Source organism: Acinetobacter sp. UBA801 (genome assembly GCA_002296655.1).
Lineage (GTDB): Bacteria > Pseudomonadota > Gammaproteobacteria > Pseudomonadales > Moraxellaceae > Acinetobacter.
In genome coordinates, this window is the sequence record DBIN01000023.1 from 1 (window position 1) to 12,553 (window position 12,553).

Consider the following 12,553-nt stretch of genomic DNA (forward strand, 5'->3'; position numbering starts at 1 on the left):
GCCTTACCACTTGGCGATACCCCTATTGTACTGTGAAATGTCGTAATGGAGATTCATTTAAGCTATTCACAACGTACGCAGTACATGGTGAGTGGGCCAAAATGTCGTCTACATTCATTTCTGCAGTCACTTCAGTAAAGACACAAGCACCTGTACCTGTAAGCTTTGCTTGACCAAACTGGTCTAAATAACGCATTGCTTCATCCACTTCGCAGTATAAACTTCGCGCCACAGGCTCAAAATTATTTCCAAAGTCAGATGGCTTTATCTGATAGCCGCAGAATTTAGTGGGCTTCGTGTTTCTTGTCAATATTTTTTGTGAAAAAAGTAGTTGAGTGCTGATAAAACAGTCAGGTTTTAACACAATATATTGTTTTGGGGCTAAGTCTATGAATGTTAACTGTTCACCAATCCCTTCCGCCCATGCATTGCGACCATGCACAAAGATCGGTACATCTGATCCGAGCTGTAAACCCAGTTCTGCCAGTTTTTGAGTATCGAGGCTACATTGCCACAGTTGATTGACCACAATTAAGGTGGTTGCGGCATTGGATGAACCTCCACCAAGCCCCGCACCCATGGGAATGTGCTTCTCAATTGCTATATTTAAACCTGTAGTTTGTTTCGCGTAAGGCTTTAAAATTTGCGTGGCTTTGTAAATCAGGTTTTGCTCTAAATCGACACTATTTAAACCGTGAATTTGAATGCTTTGAGTATCATTGACTTCAAATTCTAACCAGTCATATAAATCAATCAGTTGAAAAATAGTCTGCAATTCATGGTAGCCGTTGTCACGACGCCCAGTAATGTGCAAAAACAGATTTAATTTGGCAGGTGAGGGTACACGAATCATGGCTAAACTTGGCAAGTGATTAACGATTTTGGATGAGCATTGTAATACGGTTTTCTTGCCCTGATTCAAGTCCCTGTTTCAAAATCAGGCGGTTTGGCAAACTGGCACTGTCGTTATAGCTCAAGTCGACTGTCCAGCCGTCTTCAATAAATTGCGTAGGGCGCTGTTGCGGGTCTTTTTGAATTTGAGCATCTATGGTTGCAGGGCGGGCTTGTACCCAGTCGATTAAATGGGTAATAGGCGCTTGCCAGCCTGTGGCACGTTCCAATAATTCTTCAGGACTTTCTGCATAAATCAAACCTGTTTTGGCGCTGTTCAGAGTAACTTGCCCAGGTTGTCCGCTAATTTGGGTTTTACCGACACCTAAAATGCCACTCAGTTCAATGTCAAACTGCTGTTGCTGCTGTACCCACGTAAAAAAGGCACTGCCAGACTGCTGCGGGGTGCGCACGCCAATTTTGCCTTGCAGGTTAAATTGATTTTCTGCTTCAACTTGCTGTGAAGCATTGACTGGTTTTTGTACGAAAGGCTGACAACCTGTCATCACAAGGCTACTGGTGGCAAAAAGGGTTAATCCTAACTTTGAAAATAAACGCATAAATCATTTAACTCTTTTTAACTGGCTGCGGTAACAATAGCGAATTTAATTGTTGCAATTGCGGATCATTCGGATGATTTTGTTGTAATTGTTGTAACACTTGACTGAATTTTTGAATATCACCTTGCATATACAACGATTTTGCATAGCGTGAACCAATCGCGGCACTATGACTCAGTGCGTAGGCTTTTTCCAACGCTTGTGCCGAAGCGGTATAGTCATTTTGTAAATAGCTGACGTAACCTAAGGTATCTAAAATAGAGGCCTGTTCAGGGGCAAACTCAAGTGCTTGTTCCACATAGCGACGCGCTTCGTCTAAACGGCGATTTTGCAGCGCAAGGGTATAGGCGTAAGCATTTAAATAGGTTGGGCTGTTCGGCTCAATTTCCAGTAACTTATTGAGCAGTTGATCTAGTTTATCTTTTTCTTGATGTGCATCGAGTAGTAAGACTTCCGAATAGATCAGCTCAGGATCATCGGGTAGGTTTTTGATGGCTTCATCTAGCAAACGCAGCGCTGCTTTTTTATTATCCATACGTTTTAAAATATCGGCCTGTGCCTGATATAAAAAACTGGCATGCTGAGGATAATTGACCCGTTCCTGCGTTAAAAAGCGTAGTGCATCGTTCAGTTTATCTTGCTGGGCAAAAATACTGATCATATTGCGACGTGAAACCGTATAAAGGCTACCATCTACCAAACGATAATAGGCTTTGGCTGTTTCATAGTGCTGTTTACGTTCTGCATTGACTGCTAAATAATAATAAGCTTCATTTTGATATTGCGCAGAATAGCGTAGCTCGACCAAGTATTTTTCAGCTTTTTCGTATTGCTTTAAGTCAATACTGGTTAAACCCGCAAGAAACAAAGCTTCGTCTTCATCTGGCCATTTTTTTAAAATCGCTTCGAGTTTGCTTAGCGCCTGTGTCGCTTCATTCTTTTTGACTAGATATTTGGCTTCGGCTAAACGGACTTCAAAATTATTTTTGTGTTTACGGCTAGATTTGGCATACCAAGCTGCCGTTTCTTCTTCGTTGCCGAGTGCCCTCAACAAATTGGCTTTCATTAAAATATAGCCAGTGACTTTCGGGCGTTTGCGTAATGCTTGGTTAATGGTATCGAGCGCGGCTTGGTATTGTTCATTTTGCGCTTTTAAACCTGCAATCAATACCAAAATCGATGGATTGTCTTTGGCTTTGCTTGTGCGCAGGGCTTGAATTAGAAACTCTCGGTCTTCTACAGATTCAGGAGAAATTCCCGCCAAAATTTGTTCCAAGTCGGCTGTGGCATCAATATTTAGAATTTTATCTAAGGTTTCTGCGGCTAAGTCGTATTCATGTGCTTTTAGCGCAATGTGCGCTAAATAAAACAGCGCAGGCACATCGGACGGTTCTTGTACCACCCAATGTGTTGCAATATCTAGTGCGGCATGTAGGTCGTTTTGTTCAATGGCAATATTCAGGGCGCGTTGCTTGATAGAGGTCGAGTTGTTCTTAATTGCCAAGACCGTGTAGTTGTGTAATGCCGTTGGAATATCACCATAAGCCAAGGCAAACTCGGCCACCATGGTTTGTGTTACCGCATTATAATTTGAATTTGCATGATAAATTTCTTCAGATGCTCTAAGATGAGCAACTGAAGCCATGCTACCGACCAGTAAGAATGTGGTAGAATATTGCTTAATTGTCGCGCCGTATGGTCGGCTATTTGTTTGACGCAATTTTTCTTGATCCAAGTAATGCTTTTTATGACACCGTTATTGCACAATAGCATAAATTTAGCGAAATGATGATCTGATATGTCTTTCTTTGCATTGGGTGTCAACCATCAAACCGCCTCTGTAGAGTTGCGTGAGCAAATTGCATTTAACCCAGAAAAGTTAAGTGCCTTACTTGCTGAGCAAAGCCAACATCCCGAACTGAATGATTTGGTGGTGGTGTCTACCTGTAACCGTACCGAAGTCTACGCCATGTCTGAACATCCAGAACAAGTGTTGGATTGGCTTGCACACGTCAATGGTATCGATGTACAGCAATTGAGTCGTCATGTATATCGTTATGAGAATGCACAGGCGGTGTCGCATTTAATGCGTGTAGCCAGTGGGCTAGATTCTCTCATGTTGGGTGAGCCGCAAATTTTAGGTCAGGTCAAAACTGCGTTGGCGTTAGCTAAGGACTCACATACAGTTTCGCAACAACTGAACCGAATTTTTGAATATGCTTTTTATGCTGCCAAACGGGTACGTTCAGAAACTGCCGTAGGTAGCCATGCCGTGTCGATGGGTTATGCTGTCGCGCAACTTGCGTTACAAGTATTTAGCCACCCTGAAAAACTGACGGTGATGGTGGTGGCTGCAGGTGAAATGAATAGCCTTGTGGCAAAGCATTTAGCAGAAATGGGCGTCGCTAAAATTATAATTTGTAACCGTACTCGTGCCCGTGCCGAAACATTGGCGCAGGAAATTGCGCATCGGGTAGAAGTAGAAATTATTGAATTTGATCAGCTTGCGGCTAATTTACACCGTGCCGATGTGATTTCAAGTTGTACGGGAAGTTTGCATCAGGTGATTACTTATCCTGAGGTGAAAGCTGCTTTAAAAAAGCGCCGATATCAGCAAATGTTATTGGTCGATTTGGCCGTACCACGTGATATAGATCCTAAAATAGAAAACTTGGATGGCGTGTATTTGTACGGGGTCGATGACCTGCAAAGTGTGATTGATGAAAACTTGGCACAGCGTCGTCAAGCGGCTGTGGAAGCAGAAGTCATGGTCAATCAGCTTGTGACTGAGTTGGTAACCCATCAAAAAGTTCAGCAAGCGGGTGCAACCATTCATGCTTACCGTGAACATGGCGAAAGCTTGCGTCAGGAAGAGTTAAATTTGGCGATGGCGCGTATTGCTAAAGGTGAAGATGCTGTACAGGTTATGCAGGAATTTTCTTATCGTTTAACCCAAAAATTGCTACATCCAACTTCTATTTTATTGCGTGAAGCAGCCAAAGGTGATGAGCCTGAATGTTTTGAGTTTATGCAGGAAAATCTGGCAGCGACAATCAAAAGTCGTCGTAAATAAGCAAAATCATCGTCATTCACAAAAATTGATCGAGTTTGGTCGATATAAAACTCACTCAATAAGACCAAATTGTTTATTCCTCTAGCAAAGTTAGCGATCTTTTTTTATCAATTTCATAAATTTGATGTTTCAAACGCTTCATTTCTTCAATGCTGCTGAATTTTCTGGAACGAATTTTTTGTTGTAAACAGTCGTATTGCAATTTAGTTGAAAAATCTTGAGCCAATTTATCAACATGCTCGGGAGATGTTGTGTAATCACTGACATTGGCTTGTTGTAATATACGCTGTAATTCATAGTGATATGCCGAGCATGCACCTAAAATATAATATTTAGCTTGTTCAGGATCATCGGGTAGATCATCAAAAATAGTATTTAAAATATTTAAGATTTGATGCAATAGGTGATCACTTGGAATCAGTGCACGTAACGGTTCAAAGTGAATATACAAATATGGATGATTGATTAGAATCGCAATCACATATTCCTCAGCATCGATTTTGGTGCTAAAACTCAAAGAGGCATCGTTATTGGTTTGTGCCTGCCATTTACGGTTAAAGCCTAATTTTTCGCGGAAAAACTGTTGCAGCAAATAGCGATAAGAACCCGTTTTGGGCAAAAATTCGGTCAATTGCCGCAGTTCGCCCATGACCTGACTTTTTCCTTCAGGGGTACTGATATTATGGTTTTGGGTGAGATGTGCAAAAACAAAATCTGACAGCAAAGGCGCTTGATCTAATAAACGTCGGAAATTTTCGATGCCTTCACGACGAATAAGGGAGTCAGGGTCGTGTTCATTGGGCAAAACAAAGAATTTCAGTTCACGTCCATCATTGAGTAAAGGCAATGCAATCTCAAGTGTGCGACGTGCGGCTTTTTGACCTGCGGTATCGCCATCAAAAGCGATGGTAATGCGGTTATTTTGGCGGAATAGAATATTTAAATGGTCGGTATTGCTTGCTGTACCGAGTGTCGCTACAGCACCATAAATGCCGTATTGCTGCAAGGCAATCACATCCATATAGCCTTCAACCATTAAATAGTCTTGGGCTTTCAGTTTGCGTCCTTCATATAAACCATAGAGCAGTTGGTTTTTATGAAACACTTCCGAGTCGGGCGAGTTGATGTATTTGGGTTTGATTTCATCATTGAGTGCACGGCCACCAAAGCCAACCACACGACCTTTGCTGTCACGGATTGGAAAAATCACCCGATCACGCAATAAATCGAAGTCACGTCCTTTGTCACTGGTACGAATCAAGCCCAGAAGTTTTAAACCTGCAATATCTTGTGGGAAGGCTTTTTCTAAATGCTGCCAATCTTCAGGTGCATAGCCCAAACGCCAGAATTGCAGGGTCTGTGCGGTTAAGCCACGTTTTTGAAAATATTGTTGTGCGGCAGGGTTGTGCGGCAATTGCTGCTCATAATATTGTGCTACATTTTCCAACAAGTCGTATAAGTTGCCTTCCTGTGCAGGTGTTTCTTGCGTGGTGCCCCATTGTTCAAAACTCGCAAACGGGTCGGCACTGTTTTGAAATTCCAAGTTCTGAAATTCCGAATTTGCGTATTCTACACTTTGAAATTCGACAAAAGGATCAAAGTCGATGCCTGTAGCATCCAAAGCCTGCTCGTTTGTTGCAGCTTGAGTCGCAGAAGTTTCGTTTTGGTCTTTTGTTGTTGGTTTAGGCAGAGCTATCGGTGTTGGCTTTTTGGCTTCACGTTTGTAAGAAAGTTTTTTATTGTCTTGCTGATCTTTCGGGAGTTCGATGCCTGTTTGACTGGCCAAGTCTTTCATGACATCTATAAAATTGCGGTTATCAATATCCATTAAAAAACGGATGGCGTTACCGTTTGCCTGGCAGCCAAAGCAATGATAATACTGCTTGTCACGATAGACGTGAAAAGATGGGGATTTTTCCTGATGGAACGGGCAGCAGCCCGAATAGGTACGACCAGTTTTTTTTAATTTCACGCGCTGACCAATCAGATCGACAATATCGGTGCGATCTAAAATTTGATCAATCGTGTGCTGTGGAATGGCCATACGGTTTTGTCTTTTCTCTCTAGAGTTGGTTGAAATGCGCTTTCGTGAAACAGAATCTAGTTCTTTTGTAGCTGTTTCTGCTGTTTGAAACAAGCCCTAGTAAAACAAAAGGCAAGTATCATAACTTGCCTTTGGTATTTTTCAAGATTGTTCAATCAGCTTGAGCTTATTTTATTCAGCACTGTCGTTTTCAGACTTAGGACGATCTAACAAACCAAAACTTAAACGGTTGGTTAAGCTGCGTGATGGTGCTGCTTGTGTGTTGGCCTCAGATTGTTGTGCTTCGGTGCTGTTTTTCGCTTCACGTCCGAAAATACCTAAAGTTGCACGATTAATCCAGCTGGCATCATGGCGGGCAGCACGTAAATTCACGCTACCATCTGCTTTGACCAAGTTTGGATAGTTCAGCTTCAACACATCAATATATTGCTGAGCCGTAGCTTGATCGCCCAATTTGCCATAACCGTAGGCCACGGTTGCCAATGCTTCAGGAATTTGCGGCGTTTGTGGATAGTGTTCAATTACCCACAATGAACGCTCAACTGCAGCGACCCATGCTTTACGTTTAATGTTATAACGTGCCGCATTCATTTCGGCTTCAGCCAGTTCCTGACCAATAAACTGCATACGCTGTGCAGCATCTACCGCATAAGTGCTCGATGGATAGCGACGAATAAAATCAACAAAGTTTTGATAAGCCACTTTTAAATAGCTGACATCACGGTGCGATTGCTTGAGTGAGGTATAGCGCAACAAACCATCATAGTTTTGTTCCATATTCGCCACGCCACGCACATAGTAGGCATAATCGGCTTTAGGATGCTGCGGGTTCATGCGGATAAAACGATCTGCAACTGCAATTGCACCTTCATAATCTTTTTGCTGGAATTTTGCATACAATAATTCAAGCTGCGCCTGCTGCGCATAATCGCCTGTTGGGTAATATGTTTCTAAAGCTTCCAGATGCTTCACCGCATCGGTATATTGACCACGATCCAGTGCTTTTTCTGCTTTTTCAATATAAACCTGTTCGCTAGACTGCGGACCAGTATCGACCACTTCTTTTTTTGGATTGCTGCTACAGCCCACAATTGCAGACGCAACGCCGAGTGAAAGAGCAAGCATTGTTATTTTATAACGTGGTAGCGACATAAAAATTCCTCTGTTAATACGGGCAATGAGCTACAATTGCGCTATTAAACCACTTTTGTCTGAATGAGCAAATGAGTCAAGCACAATCTACCCATTCCAATTTACCTGAAACTGAGTTCAATTTACTTGAAGATGCTGAGGATGCAGATAACCATACTTCAGACTCAACTGCAACACGTTTATCGTTGCAATTTCAATTGGATGACAGCCATCTAGGACTACGCATCGACCAAGTAGCAGCCATCATTTGGAGTGAATTTTCACGTGAAAAGCTAAAACAGTGGCTCAAAGACGGTCATTTGTTGGTAAATGGTAACACGGTTAAACCCAAATATAAGTGTGAAGGTGATGAGCTTCTCACATTAGAAGTCGAGCTTGAAGCGCAAACCCGCAGTCTGCCTGAAGATATTCCACTGAATATTATTTATGAAGATGATGACATCATTGTGATTAATAAACCTGTGGGCATGGTGGTGCATCCAGGGGCGGGCAATAGCTCTGGGACTTTGGTGAATGCCTTGCTACATCATTATCCAAAATCTGCTGAGTTGACTCGTGCAGGTTTGGTGCATCGTATTGATAAAGATACGTCGGGTTTATTGGTCGTTGCCAAAAATCTGGAAGCACAGTTTGCCCTGACCAAGCAACTGGCAAAAAAGTCAGTCTATCGTTTATACGACTTGGTGGTGTACGGCAACATGATTGCAGGCGGCACAGTAGATGAACCGATTAAACGCCATCCTGTAGATCGGGTGAAAATGGCTGTCTTGCCGGGCGGCAAAGACGCAGTCACACATTACAATGTTAAAGAGCGCTTTCAGCATTTTACACGTGTTCAGGCGCGTTTGGAAACTGGGCGAACTCATCAAATTCGTGTGCATCTAAGTTATATTGGTTATGGTTTGGTCGGAGATCCTGTTTATTCGCCACGTGTACGTGTGCCTGCAGGTGCATCGGTATTATTGAACGATACGTTGCGTAACTTTAAACGTCAGGCCTTGCATGCGGTCAAACTAGGCTTGGTGCATCCACGTACTCAAGAAGAAATGATGTTTGAAGCGCCGTGGCCTGAAGACTTTAAACAATTGGTAGATGTGTTACGCAGTGAAAATGCTGCCTATTAATTGTTGTATGGATAGCATCAACAAGATCAACTCAGATACAGCAACGCCAGAAAACGACTAAGGATAGATGTATGCAATTCGTTCAAGGATTACCTAGAGGTGTGTATGTTGGGCAAACCCGCATACAACATGCACAGGCTTTACAAACAGACTGTGCAGATCTATCTGGTTTTAATCTGGCACTGCATGTGCAGGACGATGCGTGGCGTGTGCAGCAGCATCGTATGAGTTTGCTGGAGGAGTTTGCTAAATATGGGGTCGATAAAATGACGTGGATGACACAAACACATAGCGTGTTGTGTCAGACCATTAACGCACAAATCACCTTTGAAGCCTTAGAGGGCGATGGTTTGGTCACTCAGCGTAAAGCACATGCTTTAATGATGATGACTGCAGATTGTTTGCCTGTGGTTTTGGGTAATGCTGAAGGCACTGAAGTTGCTAACCTGCATGCAGGTTGGCGTGGGCTTGCCAATGGTATTATCGAAAATACCATTGCCGAAATGCAAAGCGCTCCAACATGGGCGTGGTTGGGTGCCGCTATCACTCAGCCGTGCTTTGAAGTTGGGGAAGAGGTGAAACAGGCGTTTTGCGATAAATATCCTGAATTAGACACAGCTTTTATTGCAGGGCAGCAACAAGGTAAATACTTTGCCGACTTGTATGCAATCGCGCGTTTTATTTTGCAGCAGTATGCTGTTACAACCGTCTTGGGTGGTGATCAGTGCTCCTATCAACAAGCCGATGATTACTATTCTTACCGTCGTCAAGCACATACAGGGCGTATGGCAACATTCGTGTTTATGCAGGCTTAGTGTTAAACTTGACTTAATTATTTGGTTTTAAACATTCTTATGTCAGTGACTCATTTAACATCTTCTTGCGCTGCTATTCGTGTGGCGGTGGTTTATCACAGTCCTTATGGTCACACTGCTAAGGTGGCACAGCATATTGCGCAAGGTGCTGCGCAGATGGATGCTCAGGTGACTTTGATGGATGTGGCTGAAATTGAATGGGATAGCCTAGATCAAGCCGATATTATTGTTATGGGCTGTCCAACTTATATGGGCAGTATTACCTCGGCTTTAAAACAGTTTATGGAGCAATCGTCTAAGCGTTGGTTGGCTAGAACTTGGCAGGGCAAACTGGCGGCAGGATTTACCAATGGCGGTGGTTTAAGCGGCGATAAACTGGCAGTGCTGCAACAAATTAATTTATTTGCGATGCAGCATGGCATGTTGTGGTCAGGCTTACCGTTTATGCCTACAGGGCGTAGTTCACACGATATTAACCGCATGTCGAGCTTTTTGGGTTTAATGACGCAGTCTGATAATGCCAGTGTTGAGGTTACACCCCCTGAGGGTGACTTGGAAACTGCGGTCAAATTTGGTAAATATTTGGTGGAATTAAAACTTAAATTCTAAGCTTTTGTAGTTTTGTAACTTCCATAAAAAATGCTCGACATTAACAGCGAGCATTTTTTTATGGGCGGAATGTGCAAAATTATTTATGCATCAAACGTGCTTTATCACGCTGCCAATCACGGTCTTTTTCAGAAGCGCGTTTATCGTGCAATTGTTTACCTTTTACCAGAGCAATTTCAAGCTTCGCCAAAGGACCTTTCCAATAACATGCTAAAGGTACACAAGAGTAACCTTTTTGATTGACAGCACCCATCAACTTTTCAATTTCACGTCGTGACAGTAATAGTTTGCGGGTGCGGGTTGCTTCAGGCACTACATGCGTTGAAGCCGACAAAAGGGGTTGAATTTGTGCGCCAAATAAAAAAGCTTCATTATCACGAAACAGGATATAACTTTCAGTAATGGTCATACGTCCTGCGCGCAAAGATTTGACTTCCCAACCTTGCAAAGAAAGTCCTGCTTCAAATTTTTCTTCAATAAAATAATCGTGGCGTGCACGTTTATTCTGTGCAATTGTTCCGCCCGTATTTTTTTTAACTACAGTTAGCTTCGCCATAATCAATTACTTCCAAACTTATGACTATTGTGCCTCAAACCAAGGCTTGCTGACAAATCAAAATCATCACAACTGCTGGCTAAACTGCTTTGATATTTCAAATTTGGTAGACTTTATTCACTAAAATATTTTCTATTTGTTAAACTAACTTTGACAAAACCAACTAGAGCATAATGGATGTCTAAATCTCGCGTAATTTATCCGGGCACCTTTGACCCGATTACCAATGGTCATATTGACTTGGTGACACGTGCTGCAAAAATGTTTGATGAAGTCGTGGTCGCAATTGCCATTGGACATCATAAAAATCCAATTTTTACTTTGGAAGAACGTGTGGAATTGGCACAGGCATCTTTAAAGCATTTGCCTAATGTTGAATTTGTCGGCTTTGATGGTTTATTGGTTAATTTTTTCCGTGAGCAAAATGCGACTGCAGTTTTGCGTGGTTTACGCGCTGTTTCAGATTTTGAGTATGAATTTCAGTTGGCAAATATGAACCGTCAGCTGGATAGCAATTTTGAAGCAGTATTTTTGACTCCTTCAGAGCAATATTCATTTATTTCTTCTACATTGGTTCGTGAAATTGCGCGTTTAAAGGGAGATGTGACCAAGTTTGTTCCGCAAACCGTCGTCGAAGCCTTTGAAGGCAAACATCAACAAGGTTGGTAGCGTGTCTTTATATATTACCGATGAATGCATTAACTGCGATGTCTGTGAACCTGTGTGCCCGAATGAGGCCATTTTCATGGGCGAGCTGATTTATGAAATCAATCCGGCGCTGTGTACCGAATGTGTCGGGCATCATGATAAACCGCAGTGTCAGTTATTCTGTCCGGTAGACTGTATTCCGAAAGATCCCAACCATGTTGAAACACAGGAGCAATTGCTAGAAAAGTATCAAAAACTAATTGATCAAAAAAGCACGAGCAATTAGTGCATTTATTTGTTAAGATGCGCCCTCGAAGTGAACTAGACGATCGCTGCTGTGGAGGTCTCCGTGACTGAAGCAGGGGAGGAAAGTCCGGGCTTCATAGGGCAGGGTGCCAGGTAACGCCTGGGCGGCGTGAGCCGACGGAAAGTGCAGCAGAGAGTAGACCGCCTTCGTGTGGTTTCTTTTTCGGAAGAAATTGAAGGTAAGGGTGAAAGGGTGCGGTAAGAGCGCACCGCATGGCTGGTAACAGTTCATGGCATGGTAAACCCCACCAGAAGCAAGACCAAATAGGAATCCTGAGGTACGGCCCGTACTGGATTCGGGTAGGTCGCTTGAGCGTATGAGTGATTGTACGCCTAGAGGAATGATCGTTCTCGACAGAACCCGGCTTATCGGTTCACTTCACCAAATTTTAGGCATTTGATGTGTGATAAGGCTTGACGTTGCCTAGTTTACAGCAGATAATGCGCGCACAGTTTTTGGCTATGTAGCTCAGTTGGTTAGAGCACCGCACTCATAATGCGGGGGTCACAGGTTCAAGTCCCGTCATAGCCACCATTTTCAGACCACGTTCACTAACGTGGTCTTTTTTTTGTGTGTGATTTAATTTGAATTTTGTAGAAAATAGACCTTGTATCTTGGAGGTTGTAGTGATTAGCTTCCACTATATGCAAATTGTAGAGTTTGTAATAGACCTAAGACTTTTAGTCTGTGCAAGAGATAAAACCTACAATTTACCCTAACCACTTGCACAACTCTGGACGGTAACTAAGCACTTTGATGCTGCATTCACAAGAA

The 12,553-nt window shown here is 42.8% G+C and carries 12 protein-coding genes, 1 tRNA gene and 1 other RNA gene; 8 read left to right on the forward strand and 6 right to left on the reverse strand.

Annotated elements, in window-relative coordinates:
* Positions 1–22: 22 nt before the first annotated feature.
* Genes ispE through B2W49_RS04140 form a run of 3 tightly spaced genes read right to left on the reverse strand, consistent with a single transcriptional unit; the run spans position 23 to position 3,171 of the window.
* On the reverse strand, positions 23–853 hold the full coding sequence (gene ispE, locus B2W49_RS04130) for a 4-(cytidine 5'-diphospho)-2-C-methyl-D-erythritol kinase (protein WP_291334795.1): 831 nt from the start codon (positions 851–853) through the stop codon (positions 23–25).
* 19 nt (positions 854–872) lie between these two features.
* Entirely contained in the window at positions 873–1,451 is a 579-nt protein-coding gene (lolB, locus tag B2W49_RS04135) for a lipoprotein insertase outer membrane protein LolB (protein WP_291334797.1), read from the reverse strand.
* Positions 1,452–1,458: 7 nt separating this feature from the next.
* Positions 1,459–3,171 carry a tetratricopeptide repeat protein gene (locus B2W49_RS04140; protein ID WP_291334799.1) on the reverse strand — a complete coding sequence of 571 codons (1,713 nt, stop codon included), beginning with the start codon at positions 3,169–3,171 and terminating at the stop codon, positions 1,459–1,461.
* A gap of 78 nt (positions 3,172–3,249) precedes the next feature.
* Between B2W49_RS04140 and hemA the strand changes: the two genes are divergently transcribed.
* Complete coding sequence (gene hemA / locus B2W49_RS04145) at positions 3,250–4,524, forward strand: glutamyl-tRNA reductase (protein WP_291334801.1); 1,275 nt, start codon at positions 3,250–3,252, stop codon at positions 4,522–4,524.
* Between the two features lie 73 nt (positions 4,525–4,597).
* Here the strand turns inward: hemA and B2W49_RS04150 are convergent, their stop codons facing one another.
* Together B2W49_RS04150 and B2W49_RS04155 are read right to left on the reverse strand one after the other, a co-directional pair.
* Entirely contained in the window at positions 4,598–6,568 is a 1,971-nt protein-coding gene (locus tag B2W49_RS04150) for a DNA primase (RefSeq protein ID WP_291334804.1), read from the reverse strand.
* A 171-nt stretch (positions 6,569–6,739) separates the two neighbouring features.
* Positions 6,740–7,720, reverse strand: coding sequence for an outer membrane protein assembly factor BamD (locus B2W49_RS04155; protein ID WP_291334806.1), 981 nt, complete (start codon positions 7,718–7,720; stop codon positions 6,740–6,742).
* Positions 7,721–7,791: 71 nt separating this feature from the next.
* On the opposite strand from B2W49_RS04155, the gene rluD reads away from it, so the two are divergent.
* From rluD to B2W49_RS04170, 3 genes are all read left to right on the forward strand, one after another.
* Entirely contained in the window at positions 7,792–8,844 is a 1,053-nt protein-coding gene (gene rluD, locus B2W49_RS04160) for a 23S rRNA pseudouridine(1911/1915/1917) synthase RluD (protein ID WP_291334808.1), read from the forward strand.
* 71 nt (positions 8,845–8,915) lie between these two features.
* Positions 8,916–9,659 carry a peptidoglycan editing factor PgeF gene (gene pgeF, locus B2W49_RS04165; RefSeq protein WP_291334810.1) on the forward strand — a complete coding sequence of 248 codons (744 nt, stop codon included), beginning with the start codon at positions 8,916–8,918 and terminating at the stop codon, positions 9,657–9,659.
* Between the two features lie 39 nt (positions 9,660–9,698).
* Positions 9,699–10,268 (forward strand): flavodoxin family protein, encoded by a 570-nt coding sequence (locus B2W49_RS04170; RefSeq protein ID WP_291334812.1) that lies wholly within the window; start codon positions 9,699–9,701, stop codon positions 10,266–10,268.
* 79 nt (positions 10,269–10,347) lie between these two features.
* On the opposite strand, the gene smpB is transcribed toward B2W49_RS04170, so the two are convergent.
* Positions 10,348–10,824, reverse strand: coding sequence for an SsrA-binding protein SmpB (gene smpB, locus B2W49_RS04175; RefSeq protein WP_004972209.1), 477 nt, complete (start codon positions 10,822–10,824; stop codon positions 10,348–10,350).
* 177 nt (positions 10,825–11,001) lie between these two features.
* Here smpB and coaD point away from each other — a divergent pair, with 177 nt between their 5' ends.
* The 4 genes from coaD to B2W49_RS04195 all read left to right on the forward strand — a co-directional run bounded on the left by coaD (position 11,002) and on the right by B2W49_RS04195 (position 12,313).
* Positions 11,002–11,493 (forward strand): pantetheine-phosphate adenylyltransferase, encoded by a 492-nt coding sequence (gene coaD / locus B2W49_RS04180; RefSeq protein WP_291334814.1) that lies wholly within the window; start codon positions 11,002–11,004, stop codon positions 11,491–11,493.
* Position 11,494: 1 nt separating this feature from the next.
* Entirely contained in the window at positions 11,495–11,758 is a 264-nt protein-coding gene (locus tag B2W49_RS04185; protein WP_291334816.1) for a YfhL family 4Fe-4S dicluster ferredoxin, read from the forward strand.
* 27 nt (positions 11,759–11,785) lie between these two features.
* Positions 11,786–12,163: RNase P RNA component class A (gene rnpB / locus B2W49_RS04190), an RNA gene on the forward strand.
* A gap of 73 nt (positions 12,164–12,236) precedes the next feature.
* Positions 12,237–12,313, forward strand: a tRNA-Met gene (locus tag B2W49_RS04195).
* Positions 12,314–12,553: the final 240 nt, after the last annotated feature.